Origin of the sequence: Neobacillus drentensis, assembly GCF_036965645.1 — a bacterium.
In the GTDB taxonomy this organism is placed as follows: domain Bacteria; phylum Bacillota; class Bacilli; order Bacillales; family Cytobacillaceae; genus Neobacillus; species Neobacillus drentensis_D.
Genome location: NZ_JBALPZ010000034.1, coordinates 58510 through 75565 on the forward strand (window position 1 = coordinate 58510; position 17056 = coordinate 75565).

The window sequence follows — 17056 nt, forward strand, 5'->3', positions numbered from 1 at the left end:
TAGGGGGATTTTTTAATGGATGATCGTCAGTTTCGCAGTGCGATGGGAAAGTTTGCAACAGGGGTAACCGTTATAGCTACTGAAGTAGAAGGTGAAGTCCACGGAATGACAGCGAATGCGTTCATGTCCGTATCGCTTGATCCAAAGCTTGTGGTTATTTCTATCGGAGAAAAAGCAAAAATTTTAAACAAAATAAAAGAAAGTAAGATTTTCACTGTTAATATCTTAGCTGCTAATCAGCAAGAACTTTCCATGATTTTCGCCGGACAATTGAAAAAGGAAGTAGTTTTTGACCGCCTTGATGGAAAGCCTGTTTTACCTGGTGCTGTTGCCCAAGTTGCCTGTGAAGTATCGGCAGAGCATGTGGAAGGGGACCACACCTTGTTTATTGGTAAGGTCACTGATATTCACCTTGAAGATGCAGAGCCATTGATTTTTTACAGTGGAAAGTACCGTTCATTAGTAGAATTAGAGCCTGTGAATATTTAAGAACCGTGAGAGGAGACTGTTATGGAGACAATTCGTTTAAACCGGAGTAATTTGGCAGAATGGCAGGAAAAGGCGAGGCCAAATGTGATGGCACTTGGTTGTTTCGACGGTCTCCATCATGGGCATTGTGCAGTCATCAACACCGCTTTTCAAAAGGCAGCCGAAAAGCAAGTACCATTAGCTGTCATGAGCTTTTTTCCTCACCCGAAGACTATAATCAGCAATGGGAAAATTCACGTCCATTATTTAATGCCGCTTGCGGAAAAAGAGGCGAAGCTTCTAAAAATGGGTGTCGATACGTTTTATATTGTTGAATTTGATAAAGACTTTGCTGGGTTATCGCCAGAACAGTTTGCTGCTCAGTATTTAAACGGCCTTGGTGTCGTCCATGCAGTGGCGGGATTTGATTTTTCATATGGTGCCCGCGGGGCGGGAAATATGGATCGGCTAACGAGCGACTCCGGCGGCCTGATAGACGTCACAAAGGTAGCAAAGGTAGAACTTAGGGGTGAGAAAATTAGCAGCTCTTGTATTCGCGAACGGCTGTTAAACGGAAAGGTCGCAGAGCTGCCCGCTTTACTTGGACAATTTTATGAAACTCGGTGCGAATGGAATGGAGAGAGATTCAGCTTGTATCCGTATTATACTCTTCCAGGGCCTGGCCGATATCAGGTGTTGTTGAATAATTCGAGCGGTTCTGTCGAAACAGAAGTCATTGTCCTGAACGATGGCTCAACACTCAAATGTACGGATGATATACCTTTCATAGGAAAATTATCGATAGTCTGGAAAAAACAAATGGTTGAAGCTAGGAAGCTGCAAATATCTTAAAATCTTAAAAAGGAGATGATCGAATGGCTAAAATTATTGCAGGCGTGGCCATGTCACATAGTCCTATGATCATGACAAATGAAGAGAGTGGCGGAGAAAAAGGACAGCGATTCCTTCAAACAGCGGCTGAAATGAAGAAGTATCTCGAAGCTGCAGGAGCCGATGTGATGGTATTAGTGTCTGATGATCATTTTAATAGTTATTTCTACGACCATATGCCTTCCTTTACGATTGGAATTGGTGAATGTGAAGGGTGGGGAGACTGGCAGCTGCCTAAATACAATATCCCCGTCCAGCAAGATCTGGCAAAGCATATCCTACACACTGGTTTAGAAGAAAATGTTGATTTAGCGTTCACGTTAAAAATGAAGGTCGATCACGGTCATACACAGGGAATTTACTTTTTAAATCCTGATCTTCAAATACCGGTTGTTCCGATTGCAGTTAATACGTCTGCTCCACCGCTGCCAACAATGGATCGCTGTTTCCAAATTGGTGAAGTCATTCGCAAAGCGATAGAATCCTGGGATGCAGATCTTAAGGTTGCGATTGTCGCGTCGGGCGGATTATCTCACTGGGTGCCGATTCCTAAAATTGAGAGCGAAAAGCCGGAAGACCAATTCTTGGTTAATGTTTTAAAAAATGGCCGTCAGGAAATAGAGCAGCTTGATACCTATTTAAGGTTAAGGGAAACAAATGTAACACGAATTAAATCAGGCCCTGTTAACGAACAAATCGACCGAGAGTTTTTACGATTAGTTACTGAAAAAGATTATGCATCATTAAGAAACTGGAGTGCCGATTTTATTGAGGAAAATTTAGGAAACGGCGGTCAGGAGATTCGCAATTGGCTTGTTTTGCTTGGCGCACTACAAAACTTTGATCCGAGTGTCGCTTGTTATGAGCCTATTCCGGAATGGGTAACAGGGATGGCGATTGTTCAGTTTAACCAGCCGGTTGAACAGAATGATATAAAACCATCATCAGAATACGAAGTTAGCATTTAAGGGGTTTATTGTTTAAAAAAAAGGAGAGATTTAAATGACGATTTGGACAGACTTAGCAGATTTGGAATACAAACTTTATTACGTAATTGCGAACGATATTAAAACAAGAGTACTTGAAGCAGGAGCAGGGGAACCGTTGATTCTGCTTCATGGTACCGGCGGCCATATTGAGGCATATGCTCGAAATATCCGAGGCTTGAGTGAACATTTCCGTGTAATTTGCATCGATATGGTCGGACACGGCTATACAGCCAAACCAGATTGCCAATATGGAATTGATTATTACAGCGAACATTTATTAGGAGTTATTCAAGCATTAGGATTAACAAAAGTATATCTTTCTGGTGAATCATTAGGAGGCTGGGTAGCAGCATGGTTTGCAGCTGAGCATCCAGAGTATGTAAAAGCGATGGTATTGAATACACCGGGCAACGTTAATAACAAGCCTGAAGTCATGCAAAAACTAAAAGATTCTACATTAAAAGCAGTTCTTGAAGCCAACTATGAAAATGTTAAAACTAGACTAGAGTGGTTAATGTATGACAAGAGCCAAGTCACCGAAGAATTGATTGAAGCTCGTTACAAAATTTATACCCAGCCGTCTTACCAAGAAGCCGTTCATCATATTGTCTGCTTGCAGGATATTGAAATTAGGAAGTTATACAGCTGGGAACCATCATGGTGCGGCAAAATCAATGTACCGACTTTGTTAGCTTGGACAGACCATGACCCAACCTCTACTGTTGAGGAAGCAAAACCTATTCAGGATATGATTCCAAATAGTGAACTAACCGTCATTAAGGATGCAGGACACTGGCCGCAATGGGAGAAACCTGAAGAGTTCAATGCTGTATTAACAAACTTCTTGTTAAAAAATAGTAAAGAAGCTGCTAAGCAGGATGAAACACTAGTAATAAAATAATAGGACCAACCCTGAAAGAGTACTATTAATGATTCATAGCTTAACATGTTTTTGAATCAATCCAATAGTGCTCTATTTTTTTAAAAAGGAGTATTCTCTATGAGTAGTAATCAAGTCATTCTTCGTTCTCAACATGTTTATGAGCTTTTGCAGCAGGCTGAAGCAGCAAAGAAATCAATCACACCTCTTTCAGAAGTCTATCCAGATTTAACGGTGGATGAGGCATATCAGGCACAGCTTTTAGGAATTGTTCAAAAGGTTCAAAGTGGGCAGCTGGTTGTCGGGAAAAAGATTGGATTAACTTCTGTAGCGATGCAGCAGTTGTTAGGCGTTGATCAGCCTGATTACGGTCATCTAATGAACTCCATGGAGGTTACCAATAATGGGGTGATTCAATTAGATGATCTGTTCCAGCCAAAGGTGGAGGGTGAGGTTGCCTTTGTTCTCCGGAAGGATTTGAAAGGGCCATCTGTGACCATTGAGGATGTTCTGGATGCAACAGATTATATAGCGCCAGCTTTAGAGATTGTCGACAGCAGGATTAAGGATTGGAAGATTACCTTGGCCGATACGATTGCGGATAATGCATCATGCGGATTGTTTGTCATCGGCGATGAGCGGTTTTCACTAAAGGATATCGATCTTCCGTCGATTGAAATGAACCTGTTTAAAAATGGCCAATTGATTAATACAGGATATGGTTCAGATGTTTTAGGCCATCCTGCTAAATGTGTGGCCTGGCTGGCAAATAAGCTCTCCGAGTACAATGTGGTGTTAAAAGCAGGTGAGGTTATTTTATCCGGTGCATTATCCGCAGCAATAGCAGCTGAAAAAGGGGATCGGTTCACAGCCGGATTTTCTCATATTGGAAAAGTTGAAGTTACATTTAAGTAGTCAACTAACAAGACCTTTTCTTAGGAAGGAAAGGTCTTGAGTATAAGTAATATAAATGAGTGAATTTTAAGGAGGTCCTTATGGAGAAAAAGAAAAGTTCAGTATCAAAAAGAGCATGGGTGATCATCTTTCTGTTATTTTTATTAACCGTCATCAGTAATGCGGATAAAGCCATTATTGGATTTGCATCCGTTCCAATTATGAAAGAATTAAAACTATCTCCAGAGCAGTGGGGAGTTGTTGGAAGTGTCTTTTTCTTACTGTATTCACTTTCAGCTGTTTTAGGCGGCAGCCTTGCAGATAAAATTGGAGCGAAAAAAGTGATTGCAGGCATGGTAGCGGTTTGGTCGATTGTTCAATTCTCTACAATCTTTGTCAGCAATTTTACTTATCTTTTAGTAACTAGAATCATATTAGGAGCCGGGGAAGGACCTTCCTATGCCTTAGCGATGACAGCCGCTTCAAAGTATCTTCCAAAAGAAAAATTAGGGATTGGTTTAACACTGGTTTCAGTTGGCGGGCCGCTTGGTGTCGCCATTTCCGCACCTGTCCTAATGCACCTCATCATGAGTTATGGCTGGCGTTCTGCGTTTATTACAACTGGAGCTGTAGGCTTTCTTTGGATTCTAGTATGGTTATGGATCGCAAAAGAGAAAACGGTTACAGACGCAGAACTTGGTATAGAAAAGGTTAGCTCACAAATCGTACTGAACGACTCAAAATTCACCTCTGCTCTATTCTCAAAAAACTTCATCTTTGTCGCATTATGTGGGTTTGCCACTTATTGGTCCTTTACCATTGGGCTGAACTGGCTTCCGAATTATTTAGAAAATATCCGCCACCTTAGTGAAAGTACTTTAAAAATTGTCGTAGCACTGCCTTGGATTATGATTACCCTATCGCAAATTATTTTTTCAACTATTTCTGACCGCCTTTATCATAAGACGAAGAATGTGGTGAAGGGACGAATTTTTGTCCTTGGACCAGTCATGTTGGCTGGAGCCGTCAGCTACTTTTTTGGAGCGATGGTCAGCTCGAATATTTTAGCCATTGTATTATTATCACTTGGATTAACGTTTGGATGTATTACATTGGTAATGGGGCCCGCCATTTTAGTAGATTTGGTTTCACCTAAACATCAAGGGAAAATTCAAGGCTGGTTTATGGCGATTACTTCATTGGGCGGTATTGTAGGGCCATATGTAACGGGTTATTTCATTGAACACTCAGCAAGTCCAGCAGTTGGATTCCAGCATGCGTTCCAGCTTTGTGGGTTAATCCTGCTTGTTTTCGGTGGATTAGTATGGCTGGCTGTTCGTCCGAAAAAATCTGAAAATTCAGCCCTGTTAAATGCAAATACTTCAAAAGTCTTGTAAAATTAACTAATAAGGAAAAAATTGAGAACAGTGTCTGAAACTGTTCTCTTTTGAACTAATTTAAAAAAAAGAGAGGGATGACACACATGGGTTTGCAAGTGGTACGTTTTAAAAAGGATAATCGTGAGCAGTGGGGCGTTGTTTCAGGAGATACCATTCTCGTATTACAAAATGTTTATCGCAGTTTAGCTGGATTTTTAGAAGTAGGAACGGAAGAAGCTAAAAGGATAAAGGAAGAAGGATCTGCAACGGCTGTTTCATTGGCTGATGTGGAGCTCTTAAGTCCAGTCACCAAACCGGCACGATTTATTTGTCAAGGTACAAACTATGCCTCCCATCGTGCTGAGGCAGGACTTGAAGCCAAACGGCCACCATTTAACTTATTTTTCAGTAAAGCGGATAGTACGTTATGTGGTGCGAAAAGTGAAATTATCCGTCCTGATCATGTGAAATTATTAGATTATGAAATTGAACTTGGCTTAATTATTGGTAAAGATATTACGGGGCCTGTGGAAGTGACGGACGATAATCTTCATCAATACATTGCCGGCATCGTAATGGTGGATGATGTATCTGCCCGTGACGTCCAGTTTACGGAAGGTCAGTGGTTAAAGGGGAAAAGCTATCGGACATTTGCCCCTGCTGGCCCAATTCTATATTTATTAGACCAAACTGAAGTGGAAAAAATTCATAATTTAGAATTAAACTTATGGGTTAATGATGAGCTGCGTCAATCTGCCAATTCAAGTCAGCTGCTGTTTAAACCGGCCGAGACCTTGACCGAGCTCTCCGAAATGATGGATTTATCAAAAGGGGATTTAATTATTACAGGGACAACAGGGGGAGTTGCTTTAAATCTTACTCCAGAAGTCAATGAACAGCTTGCAAAATCGTCCTTAACTACTCATCAAAAACTCGAGATTTTATTAGCAAGCCAAGCCAATAATAATCGCTATTTAAAGGATGGCGATATCATCCGCTGCCAAATCAAAAGTCCGGACGGATCCATTGATTTGGGTGAACAAAAAAATAAAGTGGTGACAGGGAGTAAAAAGCCGGTCAGACTATAAGATGCTGCGAAGGCGAACAGTGATAGGAACTGTTCGCCTTTTTATTTTTTACTACGCTCTAGGAGTTCCTTTAGGAGAGGCAACAATGGGAGGAACTCTAATAAGTTTGATGAGGACTGATGTTTCTAAGAAAATTCTAAGATTGCAAAGCTAAACTGTTCTTGTGTAGAAGTTTTGACGATGCAATAGGAGGATTAGTGAAATGAAAAAAATGAACAAAAAGTGGATAGCCCTTTGTTCTACTGCAGTTGCGGCAGTGTATACCGCAGGATTTTATACAACTGATACGCAGGCTGTCAATAATCAGCCCATTCAACATATAGCAAAAAACGTTCAAACCACTAGCCAAACAGTAAATGGGACTAAAGGCAGCAGCAATCAAGCTAATAACCTTTATAAAGATGGAACCTTTACGGGTGCTGGAATGAATCGGCGTGGTTCCATTGATGTACAAGTGACCATAAAGAACGATCAGATTATCGCAGTTAAGATTAGTGATTTTGCCATGCATTACTCGGAAAGCGACGTAGTAGGCCTGCCAAATGAAGTCATGCAGAAGCAAAGTGCTCAGGTGACGAATGTTTCAGGAGCTACCTACAGTACGCAGGCATTTGAAGATGCTGTACAGGATGCGCTTAACCAAGCTCAAAACGAGGTGGGGTAAGATGAGAAAAACGAAATTATTTATGGATACCTTCGTTGATATACAGGTTGTTACCAGGGAATCGAGGGATGTGACGGAAGCAAAGATAGAGCGTGCGTTTAACGCTTTTCAAAAAGTAGAACAGGCCTGCAGTCGTTTTACATCATCAAGTGAATTAAGTCAGGCTACTCAGGCTGTGGGTACTCCAGTTCAAATAAGTCCCTTACTTTTTGAACCTCTTCATTTTGCAATTGAATTGGCGGGACTGACGGATGGGGTCTTTGATCCGACAGTGGGAAAAGTAATGGAACAGCAAGGATTTAATCGCCATTATCTAACAGGGGAAATATTCGAGAGTCATTCAGCTGATACCGTTACCTATCAAGATATATTCTTAAATGAACAAACGCGAACCTTAACTTTAAAAAAGCCTTTAGTCATTGATTTAGGAGCCGTCGCTAAGGGGTTTGCAATCGACTTGGCTGCACACGAACTGAAGGACTTTGAGGGATTTGTAGTTAACGCTGGAGGAGACCTATTTGCAGGCGGGCTCGACGAATACGGGCAGCCGTGGAAAATAGGGATACAGCATCCATATCAAAAAGGTCAGCTGATTGAAACAGTTGAGATTTCTGATGAGGCGATCTGCACATCTGGAAGCTATGAGCGCAGAAATCCAGTAGAAACAGATTTACATCATTTAATGAACCCCAAAACGCATCAATCACCCAATGAGTGGGTAAGTGTCAGCGTTATTGCGCCATTCGCCATGATGGCAGATGCCTTTTCTACGGCTTCCTTCCTGCTTGGCGGGGAACAGACGAAAGGATTTTTAGAAGAGATGAATTTAAAAGGTATACTGGTTACACCTGAATTACAAATGGTTAGAGCAGGAGGAATTTAAGTGGAAGCAAATAAATGGCTAAAAACACCAAAAGGATATGTCACTATTGCCATGGCTGCCTATTTAATCATTGCGTCAGTAGGGGCAAAAACCGTAATGGGTATAATAAATAGTTTAGTTGCCGTTTTGGTATGTATGGTTGTAGACAGGCTTTATTGTAGATTGAAAAATCGAAGGAGCAGCAAGGATGCTACTGTTATTACGGGGTTAATTATATCTTTAGTTTTTAGTGTAACTACTCCTTGGTACATGGTAGCAGGAACCGCTGTTATCGCGATCTTGTCTAAGCATATTTTCGTGTATAAGAAGAAACCAATTTTTAATCCAGCTGCGTTTGGGTTATTCCTTTCGGTTTTTATTTTTCATACAGGACAAAGCTGGTGGGGAGCTTTTGGGGATCTTTCGTGGTGGATGATATCATTATTGTTGATTGGCGGCTACATTATAACAGAGCGAGTTAATAAATTTCCGCAAGTCTTGTCCTTTTTAGGAACCTTTTTTGTATTGCTGTTTCTGATGGGCTGTTTCGATATAGGGGGGGCAGCGGATGCACTTCGACCTCCATTTATTAATGCGGCACTGTTTTTTTGCTTTTTTATGCTTACGGACCCGCCTACCTCACCTGCTAAATATAGCAAACAGGTCGTGTTTGGTGTTCTTTCAGCGATTTCGGGAATCATTATTTATGGACTTTTTGGCGGCTTAACTTATTTGTTTGTCGGATTGTTTGTAGGGAATATTTATAGTTATTACCAAAAACAATCTTCATCGAAAAGTGCTGTCCTTAGGAATCAGGTAAAACCAGTTCAAAGGGCTCTCAGGAGCAAATAATCCAAAGTTGGCAAGGACTAAATTTTGTGGAACCTATTTAAGGAGTTGCAGGGAATCATGCGTGTATTGGTCGTAGAAGATGATTTACCTCTAAGACGAATCATTTCAACTATTTTAGAAGATGAACAATATGAAGTAGACCAAGCAGAAGATGGAGAAGAAGGGTATTTCTTGGCATCATCATTTGAATACGATTTAATTACACTTGATATTATGCTCCCAAAAATGGACGGGTTCTCCTTAATAAGAAAGTTAAGGAGCGGAGGATGTCAAACACCTACCTTATTTCTTACGGCTAAGGACCGAATTGAGGACCGAGTAAAAGGACTCGATTTTGGGGCGGACGATTATATCGTGAAACCTTTTGCTGCCGAAGAGTTCTTGGCGAGAGTCAGGTCGCTCCTGCGCAGGACCGGGAAGATGGGATTAGAGGGGAAAATGATATATGGCCCCATTCGCTTAGATACAAATCAGCATGAAGGATTTATTCAGCAAGAAGTGTTGAAATTGACAATTAAGGAATATGAATTACTCTTTTATTTGATTCAAAATAAGGAACAAATCCTCACGAGGGACCAAATTTTTCAAAGAGTATGGGGGATTGAATCAGAAACGACAGATGCGATCGTTGATCTTTATATCCACTATTTACGCAAAAAGTTAGCTCCTTTTGGTTATGATCAGTTGATTCGGACGATTCGTGGTGTGGGATATATGTTGAAGGAGTAGTCGATCCGTTGTTTAATAAAACAAAACTCAGGCTAGTTGTTCTGAACGCACTTTTCTTTTTTATCCTCCAAAATATCTTTGGGGCTTCGATTTATCTATATATGCACTATAGTTTGTACCATCAAGCGGATAATAATATTTTGGAAAAGAAAGATCATTTACTCCATGAGAAGGAGAAAATTGGGGAGGAGTTCAACCAAGAGAAGGAGGAGAATCATCGGCTTATTTATTTGTTATGGGAGAAAGACCATAAACTTAATAAAGTTATCCCTACAAACTCGATGACTAAAATAGATACAGAACGCTTTTCGAAGTTGTTAAATAAAGAAGGACTTCAATCCATTACAATTGGAACTGAATCCTATCACTTTATGAACATATCTGTATCAACATATAAAAATTATTCACCTGTACAAAAAATTCAGGTGATCTATAACCTCAGACGTGAAAAGGAAATGTTATCTCATTTACTGATGGTCATTGGTTTTGGATCTTTATTAAGTGTTTTTATCGCAGTATTAGCGGGAATCTATCTTGCAAATAAAGCTTTAATTCCTATTAAGCAATCTTGGGAAAAGCAGCAGCAATTTGTTTCAGATGCTTCACATGAATTGCGTACTCCGCTTTCTGTTATGAAACTTAATTTGGAACACTTATTTCGCCATCCAGACCATAGTATTGAGCAGGAGAGTGAGGTCATACATCAGGCAATTCAAGAAATTAACTACTTATCAAAGATGTCCTCCGATTTACTAACCATAGCACGGTCAGACTCGGATCAGCTGCAGTTGATTCAAGAGTCCATTCAGTTAGATGACATTCTGCATCAGGTGGTTAAGAATTTTAATACACTTGCCATTGTAAAAAATATCCGGATAACAGCTGACATTGAGCCCATTAGCATTATCGGTGATAGAGAGAAATTAAAACAATTGTTCCTCATTCTATTAGATAATGCACTGAAATACACGAAAGAAAATGGGGCCATTTTCGTTAAAGCCAGCTGTAAGAATTCACGTGTCATGATTGAAATTACCGACACAGGTATTGGAATCCCAAGGGAAGATCTTCCTCATATATTCGATCGATATTATCGTGGTGACAAGTCGAGAAATCGTCATTTAGAAGGTTCTGGTTTAGGGCTTTCGATAGCAAAGTGGATTGTTCAGACCCATTCGGGTAAAATCCGGATTACCAGTAATGAAGGGGAAGGGACCCAAGTTTTTGTCAGCCTCCCAATTAAAAAATAAAAACTAGGATAAATATGCAAGCTATGAAAGAGATGGAGTTCCATCTCTTTTTCTTTTAGTTGAGGACATATGTCCTATCCTGAACATGCAGAAATACTTTTTAATAAAGGTAAGTAAATCTAGTTTAGGGAGAGATAAAAAATGAAAGGATGCTTATTTGCCATTTTAGGAGGGGCCTTTATTACACTGCAAGGTGTGGCAAATACACGGATTAGTGATGATATTGGAACCTGGCAGGCAGCAACGATTACCCAGTTTACCGGATTTGTGGTGGCCCTGCTAATCTCTTTATTCGTTCGGGAAAATAAATGGCAGGGATTCAAGCAGGTCAATCCTTTATATTTAACTGGTGGTGCGTTTGCTGCGATTGTCATTTTTGGCAACGTTACATCGATCCAGAAGATTGGCGTGACCTTGTCGATTTCGGCCATATTGATTTCCCAATTAACGTTAACTTTTATTATTGATAGTAATGGCTGGTTTGGACTGGCAAAACAGCGGATGAGGCTGCCGCAATTCATCGGAATTGGCTTGATGATTGCTGGTGTGGTAATACTTCGATTTTAAATGGGGGTAAAGAGCGTGAAGGAAATTAACGATCGTGGGAGATTGGAATTTTATATCAAGATGCATCAAATCGATGCTATATTTACAGAGCAGCTCCTTCCACATCTATCGCTGTTTAGTTTTAATAAGGGAGAGCTGATTTGCTCTCAAGGTGACCCGTCGCAATATTTATATATCCTTGTTGAAGGAAAACTCAAAATCTATACGAATTCACCTGAAGGTAAAACCCTTATCCTGTCTTTTAAACCGCCGCTTGAGGTGATTGGAGACCTTGAATACGTACAGGGCATTGATTTTATCAATACGGTTGAGGCTGTTTCATCGGTGATGATGATTGGTGTTCATCATCGCTGGTTGAAACAATTTGGACACGACCATGCCCCACTACTCAATTTTTTGTTAGAGATTATTACGAAAAAATTTCACCTTAAAAATAAATCAATGAGTTTTAATATTATGTATCCGGTGGAAGTACGGCTGGCCAGTTACCTGTTATCTGTATCGTTTGAGGAATCTGAGCTGGTTATCAGTATAAAAGATGCTGCGAATTTAATTGGAACAAGTTATCGGCATCTAAATCGAGTAATCACTCAGTTTTGCGAGGAAGGTCTGATTGAGAGGAATAGAGGCTTTATTCTCGTAAAGGACATAGAGGGGTTAAAGAAGCTTGCAGGCGGAAATATTTACGAATAAAGGTTTGGGAGATGATTGGATGATAGTAGGATTCATTTTTGCGTTAATAGCAGGTTCGTTAGTTAGTTTGCAAAATATATTTAACAGTAAGGTCAATGAACGCGCAGGTTCTTGGGCGACGACCACTCTGGTGCTGGGACTTGGATTCCTGGCATCGTTGACGATGGGGCTGATTTTTGAAGGGGGAAAGTTGTTTCAGCTGTATGGAATGAAGCCTTGGTATTGGATGAGCGGGGTAATTGGAGTAGGAGTGGTTACCTGTATCGTTCAAGGAATTAAGAGGCTCGGACCAACAATTGGCGTTTCTATCGCCTTAATCTCACAGCTCGCGTTTGCATTATGGTGGGATTCCATGGGTTTTATGGGGTTAGATAAGGTTCCTTTTACATTTAAGCATTTGCTTGGGGTATTGGTGATTGTGGCGGGGATTGTGGTATTTAAGTTTGGCGGTGGTAAAGAGAGTCAGGCGAAGTCGAAGATGATTCAGAATGGCTTGAAGCATTTAGGTGGAAACTAAAAAGCAACCTTTTACGGCTGCTTTTAGTCATGCTGTTCTTCTATTGATTTTGACTCCATAGGGGAATGCTCTAAAGCATCTGTCATTTTCTGTTTAGTTATATGAATGTTTTCTTCGGTACGAGTATTCCAAATACTATATTTCATTTGGTTTCCCCCGCCATTGTTTTCATTTTTCATAGGTTTCTATCACCTCCATTCTTATCGTTTCTAGAAGGAGATGAAGTATACCAACTATTTAATCGAGTTTTTGTGAAAGAACAAAATTGGCCAAAAAATAAAATACTGGGATATTGAACAACACCACATAACTTAATCGTTATCTAATCTTCCCGTCCCCACTAGTACCGGCTCCACCTACGCCAAATACCATGATAGCCACGCATGCTATCCCCACTAACTATAGTTTAAAGCACCATTGTTAACAAACTATGTCTTAATTGTTATGTGCATATTAATTGTCTATTAAAATAATATTAAAATGTAAATGTTTTAAAGGGGAGGAAATCAAAAAAGCATTCATTGCTATCGCTAAGTATTTTAATAATAGTCTTGTACCAACACAGGGGGAAATGGTTATGTGCTATCGATAACTCATACGGTACCAAGTTAATAAATAAATAGCATAAAAAAACGATTCGGGGATCCCCGAATCGTCTTTTTTATCGAGCTGTATTTACACTATTGCTTTAGATTTTTCAGCACCAGCATTTTTGTTACCCATTTTTCTAACGAAAGGAACGACCCAGCGGTCTAAACCGATTCTACCAGCGTTATAGCCGGCAGTTAAGATGATGAAGCCTAAGAAGATGTCTCTAGGGTTATGAGATACAGTTCCTGCTAAGAAGAAAGAGAAGTTCATCACAAGACCAAAGAACATTGCTGTTGTGGTTAAGCAGCCAAGGATTAAGCCTAAACCAATTAAAGTTTCGCCCCAAGGAACGATTACGTTAAAGACATCCACGTTTGGTAAAGCAAAGTGTTTTAAAAAGTCAACATACCAGCCAAACACGATGGCTCCGTCCGGCCCTTTTACTGGGTTAGCGATTGCTCCTTTTAGGAATCCAGAAGCATCAAACCCGCCACTCGTTAATTTTCCAATTCCTGCGCTAATCCAAGAGTAGCCAAGGTATAAACGTAAAACAGTTAAGATCACTGCTGCAATTTTATTCTCTCTTAAAAATTTGTTAAACATAAATGATTCCACCCTTCAAAAATTGTTTTCTCTTTATGGTTCTACTATATTCCTTTTTTACATTAAAAACTTGGCAATAGTGATAAGTTCAAATTTTGTTCGAAATGTTTTTACAGAATTTTGAACATCCCATATAGATAATTTGGAGCGGAGTATTAACCAAACAGAAATTATAGAGGGAGGAATCTATAGATAGGATATATCAGCAAAAGTAAGACTCCCATTACGGAGCAGTAGTGGGAGTCTTACTTTCTTTATTCATTTTTAGCTCCAGTTTTTCACTTAAAAAGGTGGAACTGAGGATTAGAACACCGCCTATGATTTGCATAACCGTCATACTTTCACCTAAGAAAATAGCCGCGATAATTACAGCGGAAATGGGATCTATATAACTAAGTACTGCGATGGTGGAGCCTTTTAGTTCTTGAATAGAGGTGAAATATAAAAAATAGGCCAAACCTGTATGGACGATTCCAAGGATGAGGATCAAGATAACAGAAGTAGAGTTCAACCCTGTAAAAGTAAGATTGCCCTGCCAGCCTATATAAGGTAATAAGACAATTGCTGCGACCAATAACTGTATTAATGTAATTTCAAATCCAGATAAGTTTTTAATAAATTTGTTCATTAGAATGACGCTGGCATATAGTGCCGCTGCAAGAAGACCATAAAATATCCCAAGAGTATGGTTTTGCCCGTCTCCGCCAGGATTCACAATTAAAAACAGACCGATCATAGCGGCAATAATACAGCCAACTTTTACGCTTGTCAGTTTTTCCTTCAGAACCCATGGAGCTAGGATCATGACAAAGATAGGCGCAAAATAATAGCTAATGGTGGCATTTGAAATGGTTGTGTAGCGATAAGATTCAAATAAGAATATCCAATTCAGGCCGATGGCTCCTCCTGATAATAAGAGCAGGAGAGCATTTTCTTTTAACGCTTTGAATGCTGGCTTATGCTTGACTAAAAAACTGGCAGCAAGCAGAAACAAGCTGCCGATTACTCCTCTTAAGAACGCAATTTCGGTTGAAGGCATCTCGATATTTTTTACAAAGATTCCAATGCTTCCAAAGATGAGCATGGTTGCGATGAGTCTCATTTTCCCTTTCATGTCTTTCCCTCCTAGTTATGTTAATCGAATCATAAAATACATCTTTTCACAACAATTTTGAAGGTGATCATAAAAAAATAACAGCAGCAGCCATCTACTTTACTGGCTGCTGCTGGTCTCGATATAAATCAATATACAGGTTTCCTTTTGTCCCTACGACGGCGTAGGCGATGTCGGAAACCTGGGTCTTTCTTTTCTTTAGTTCTGCATTGAGCCATTCTTCACTGTAGGTGGAATTTGAGAGGTTATTTAATAAGAGCTTCCCCTCCATAATTAATTCTACTGGAACGTTGTAAGGTGCCGGATTCCTATTTAAATCCTTCTGGGTGATAGTCTGATATTCTGCCTTTTTTAAAACAGACAAGGTGCCATTAACCTCTAATAGGGCCCAATCTACTTCGTCTATATTAAAGATATCCTTACCCCGTAATGCTTGTTTTAGCATATCTATTGAAAAGCCAGTCTTCTGAAGTGACTCTTCTAGGATTTTTCCCTCTTGTATGAGTGTAACAGGTTTCCCGGCGATTCGTTCACGGAAACGCTGGCTTTTAATAGAGAGTTTATTTAAGGTGAAGATGACGGAACCCATAATGACGAACGAAAGGATAAAGTATAGGAACTTGATTTTATAATTGAAAGTTAAATTTCCGGCTATGGTTCCCATAGTAATGGTTGCGATAAATAAATGATAGGTTTTTTGAAAAATGGTTCGTTTCCCAAGAATATGTACAAAAATCCATAATATGATAAAAGCGGTGAAGGTTCTAATAATTATTTCTACTAACACTGACATATGTTTCTCCCAAACGATGATTAGTTTAGGATAGTTTTTCCTTTAGAGAGAGTTTTATTCTGGATGTAAAAGGGGTCCGAAGGGACGTTGATAAAGGACGTTCCTTAACATGACCGATCGGAATCTGTCCCTCATAGGCAGGATGAAAGACACTTTGAAGGTTAAACAGCCTGATAGTGTCCTTCATAGCCTAGTTGAAGGACACTTCAGAAGTTTGTTAGTTGGATAGTGTCCTTCATAGACAGGATAAAGGACACTTCAGAAGTTGGTTAGTCAGATACTGTCCTTCATAGGCAGGATGAAGGACATTTCAGAAGTTGGTTAGTCAGATACTGTCCTTCATAGGCAGGATGAAGGACACTTTGGAGTTGAACAGCCAGATACTGTCCTTCATAGCCAGAATGAAGGACATTTCAGAAGTTGGTTAGTCAGATACTGTCCTTCATAGCAAGGATGAAGGACACTTCAGAAGTTGAACAGCCAGATGCTGTCCTTCATTGCCAAGATAAAAGACATTTGGAAGTTGATTATCAACCATAAACTCTATAGATGTTGAAGGACCTTAGAATTAAAATCAGCATAATGATCAATATGAAAATCAGCATCGATATTTGGATTCTGAAAAGCAACCGTCTTAATGTTTAATCCTCGTGCTGGTATTAAATCTAAATCCCGGTCTCCTACAACCAAATCGATGTGACGCGTTTTTAAAACATATTCATAGGAAGCAGTATGCGGCTTCCGGGTAAACCCTTGTTCTTCAACAGAAACCACTTCTTGGAAATATTTTAATAAATCAAATTTCTCAAGCAGCATCAAGGTTGATTCCTTTTCACGATGCGTCACAATAATATTTTGATCGACCGCGGCCAATACCTTCTCAACGTCATCAAAAGGCAGGCTATTTACAGAGTGCATATTATATAACCGCTGATATTCGCCCCGCAGTTCTTCAGAGATTCCATAATGTTTAAAGGCCGTTTTTGAATCTTTCTTAAGCCACCTTAATACCTCGGCACGATCCAAGTTTCTTTGACTTAAACTTACGAAACCCTCCACCAGTGCAGGATAGGTATCAAAAAGGGTGCCATCAAAATCCCAGAGTATATTCATCCTTCATTCCTCATTTCTAGAAAGTTTTCACTTTCCTTATCCTATAGAAAAATCAGACTATATTCAATTATTCCAAACCTTTCCTTTCATACATAAAGAAACTTAAAGTTGGAAAACTA

General features: G+C 39.8%; 20 protein-coding genes and 1 pseudogene. 16 read left to right on the plus strand and 5 right to left on the minus strand.

What is annotated here, in order from left to right; all coding sequences use genetic code 11:
• Window positions 1–15 precede the first annotated feature (15 nt).
• The 15 genes from V7266_RS06660 to V7266_RS06730 all read left to right on the plus strand — a co-directional run bounded on the left by V7266_RS06660 (window position 16) and on the right by V7266_RS06730 (window position 12723).
• The gene (locus V7266_RS06660; RefSeq protein WP_335466875.1) at window positions 16–489 is read left to right on the plus strand and encodes a flavin reductase family protein; all 474 of its coding nucleotides are present in this window, start codon (window positions 16–18) and stop codon (window positions 487–489) included.
• A gap of 21 nt (window positions 490–510) precedes the next feature.
• A complete protein-coding gene (locus V7266_RS06665) occupies window positions 511–1320 on the plus strand; it encodes an FAD synthetase family protein (protein ID WP_335466876.1) in 810 nt (269 codons plus the stop codon).
• A gap of 23 nt (window positions 1321–1343) precedes the next feature.
• The gene (locus tag V7266_RS06670; protein WP_335466878.1) at window positions 1344–2327 is read left to right on the plus strand and encodes a hypothetical protein; all 984 of its coding nucleotides are present in this window, start codon (window positions 1344–1346) and stop codon (window positions 2325–2327) included.
• A gap of 34 nt (window positions 2328–2361) precedes the next feature.
• Complete coding sequence (locus V7266_RS06675; protein WP_335466880.1) at window positions 2362–3249, plus strand: alpha/beta fold hydrolase; 888 nt, start codon at window positions 2362–2364, stop codon at window positions 3247–3249.
• A gap of 99 nt (window positions 3250–3348) precedes the next feature.
• Window positions 3349–4143: a 2-keto-4-pentenoate hydratase gene (locus tag V7266_RS06680; RefSeq protein ID WP_335466882.1), complete on the plus strand. Its 795-nt coding sequence runs from the start codon at window positions 3349–3351 to the stop codon at window positions 4141–4143.
• Between the two features lie 80 nt (window positions 4144–4223).
• A complete protein-coding gene (locus V7266_RS06685; protein ID WP_335466884.1) occupies window positions 4224–5519 on the plus strand; it encodes an MFS transporter in 1296 nt (431 codons plus the stop codon).
• 86 nt (window positions 5520–5605) lie between these two features.
• Complete coding sequence (locus V7266_RS06690; RefSeq protein WP_335466886.1) at window positions 5606–6589, plus strand: fumarylacetoacetate hydrolase family protein; 984 nt, start codon at window positions 5606–5608, stop codon at window positions 6587–6589.
• 202 nt (window positions 6590–6791) lie between these two features.
• Complete coding sequence (locus V7266_RS06695; protein WP_335466888.1) at window positions 6792–7253, plus strand: FMN-binding protein; 462 nt, start codon at window positions 6792–6794, stop codon at window positions 7251–7253.
• 1 nt (window position 7254) lies between these two features.
• A complete protein-coding gene (locus tag V7266_RS06700; protein WP_335466890.1) occupies window positions 7255–8136 on the plus strand; it encodes an FAD:protein FMN transferase in 882 nt (293 codons plus the stop codon).
• Complete coding sequence (locus tag V7266_RS06705) at window positions 8137–8967, plus strand: RnfABCDGE type electron transport complex subunit D (RefSeq protein ID WP_335466892.1); 831 nt, start codon at window positions 8137–8139, stop codon at window positions 8965–8967. It abuts the gene before it with no gap.
• A gap of 57 nt (window positions 8968–9024) precedes the next feature.
• On the plus strand, window positions 9025–9696 hold the full coding sequence (locus V7266_RS06710) for a response regulator transcription factor (protein ID WP_335466894.1): 672 nt from the start codon (window positions 9025–9027) through the stop codon (window positions 9694–9696).
• 8 nt (window positions 9697–9704) lie between these two features.
• Window positions 9705–10946, plus strand: a complete 1242-nt coding sequence (locus V7266_RS06715) for a sensor histidine kinase (RefSeq protein WP_335466896.1) — start codon at window positions 9705–9707, stop codon at window positions 10944–10946.
• 141 nt (window positions 10947–11087) lie between these two features.
• Complete coding sequence (locus V7266_RS06720; RefSeq protein ID WP_335466898.1) at window positions 11088–11513, plus strand: DMT family transporter; 426 nt, start codon at window positions 11088–11090, stop codon at window positions 11511–11513.
• A 15-nt stretch (window positions 11514–11528) separates the two neighbouring features.
• A complete protein-coding gene (locus V7266_RS06725) occupies window positions 11529–12206 on the plus strand; it encodes a Crp/Fnr family transcriptional regulator (protein WP_335466900.1) in 678 nt (225 codons plus the stop codon).
• 19 nt (window positions 12207–12225) lie between these two features.
• Entirely contained in the window at window positions 12226–12723 is a 498-nt protein-coding gene (locus V7266_RS06730; RefSeq protein WP_335466901.1) for a DMT family transporter, read from the plus strand.
• A gap of 23 nt (window positions 12724–12746) precedes the next feature.
• Here V7266_RS06730 and V7266_RS06735 read toward each other — a convergent pair whose 3' ends face one another.
• A complete protein-coding gene (locus tag V7266_RS06735; protein ID WP_335466903.1) occupies window positions 12747–12902 on the minus strand; it encodes a hypothetical protein in 156 nt (51 codons plus the stop codon).
• A gap of 320 nt (window positions 12903–13222) precedes the next feature.
• Here V7266_RS06735 and V7266_RS30730 point away from each other — a divergent pair.
• Window positions 13223–13303: pseudogene (locus V7266_RS30730) on the plus strand (DUF4440 domain-containing protein); the annotation flags it as partial.
• Between the two features lie 95 nt (window positions 13304–13398).
• On the opposite strand, the gene V7266_RS06745 reads toward V7266_RS30730, so the two are convergent.
• From V7266_RS06745 to V7266_RS06760, 4 genes are all read right to left on the minus strand, one after another.
• Window positions 13399–13917, minus strand: coding sequence for a DoxX family protein (locus V7266_RS06745; RefSeq protein ID WP_335466905.1), 519 nt, complete (start codon window positions 13915–13917; stop codon window positions 13399–13401).
• Between the two features lie 223 nt (window positions 13918–14140).
• Window positions 14141–15031 (minus strand): DMT family transporter, encoded by an 891-nt coding sequence (locus V7266_RS06750; RefSeq protein ID WP_335466907.1) that lies wholly within the window; start codon window positions 15029–15031, stop codon window positions 14141–14143.
• 94 nt (window positions 15032–15125) lie between these two features.
• On the minus strand, window positions 15126–15824 hold the full coding sequence (locus tag V7266_RS06755; protein ID WP_335466909.1) for a DUF421 domain-containing protein: 699 nt from the start codon (window positions 15822–15824) through the stop codon (window positions 15126–15128).
• Between the two features lie 543 nt (window positions 15825–16367).
• Window positions 16368–16937 (minus strand): HAD hydrolase-like protein, encoded by a 570-nt coding sequence (locus V7266_RS06760; RefSeq protein ID WP_335466911.1) that lies wholly within the window; start codon window positions 16935–16937, stop codon window positions 16368–16370.
• Window positions 16938–17056: the final 119 nt, after the last annotated feature.

Bases quoted from the DNA above. Each gene is read 5' to 3' on its own strand.
- V7266_RS06760 (WP_335466911.1), bottom strand. From the start codon at position 16,937: ATGAATATACTCTGGGATTTTGATGGCACCCTTTTTGATACCTATCCT.
- V7266_RS06710 (WP_335466894.1), top strand. From the start codon at position 9,025: ATGCGTGTATTGGTCGTAGAAGATGATTTACCTCTAAGACGAATCATT.
- V7266_RS06735 (WP_335466903.1), bottom strand. From the start codon at position 12,902: ATGAAAAATGAAAACAATGGCGGGGGAAACCAAATGAAATATAGTATT.
- V7266_RS06685 (WP_335466884.1), top strand. From the start codon at position 4,224: ATGGAGAAAAAGAAAAGTTCAGTATCAAAAAGAGCATGGGTGATCATC.
- V7266_RS06700 (WP_335466890.1), top strand. From the start codon at position 7,255: ATGAGAAAAACGAAATTATTTATGGATACCTTCGTTGATATACAGGTT.
- V7266_RS06720 (WP_335466898.1), top strand. From the start codon at position 11,088: ATGAAAGGATGCTTATTTGCCATTTTAGGAGGGGCCTTTATTACACTG.
- V7266_RS06675 (WP_335466880.1), top strand. From the start codon at position 2,362: ATGACGATTTGGACAGACTTAGCAGATTTGGAATACAAACTTTATTAC.
- V7266_RS06660 (WP_335466875.1), top strand. From the start codon at position 16: ATGGATGATCGTCAGTTTCGCAGTGCGATGGGAAAGTTTGCAACAGGG.
- V7266_RS06665 (WP_335466876.1), top strand. From the start codon at position 511: ATGGAGACAATTCGTTTAAACCGGAGTAATTTGGCAGAATGGCAGGAA.
- V7266_RS06750 (WP_335466907.1), bottom strand. From the start codon at position 15,031: ATGAAAGGGAAAATGAGACTCATCGCAACCATGCTCATCTTTGGAAGC.
- V7266_RS06755 (WP_335466909.1), bottom strand. From the start codon at position 15,824: ATGTCAGTGTTAGTAGAAATAATTATTAGAACCTTCACCGCTTTTATC.
- V7266_RS06670 (WP_335466878.1), top strand. From the start codon at position 1,344: ATGGCTAAAATTATTGCAGGCGTGGCCATGTCACATAGTCCTATGATC.
- V7266_RS06745 (WP_335466905.1), bottom strand. From the start codon at position 13,917: ATGTTTAACAAATTTTTAAGAGAGAATAAAATTGCAGCAGTGATCTTA.
- V7266_RS06730 (WP_335466901.1), top strand. From the start codon at position 12,226: ATGATAGTAGGATTCATTTTTGCGTTAATAGCAGGTTCGTTAGTTAGT.
- V7266_RS06690 (WP_335466886.1), top strand. From the start codon at position 5,606: ATGGGTTTGCAAGTGGTACGTTTTAAAAAGGATAATCGTGAGCAGTGG.
- V7266_RS06695 (WP_335466888.1), top strand. From the start codon at position 6,792: ATGAAAAAAATGAACAAAAAGTGGATAGCCCTTTGTTCTACTGCAGTT.
- V7266_RS06680 (WP_335466882.1), top strand. From the start codon at position 3,349: ATGAGTAGTAATCAAGTCATTCTTCGTTCTCAACATGTTTATGAGCTT.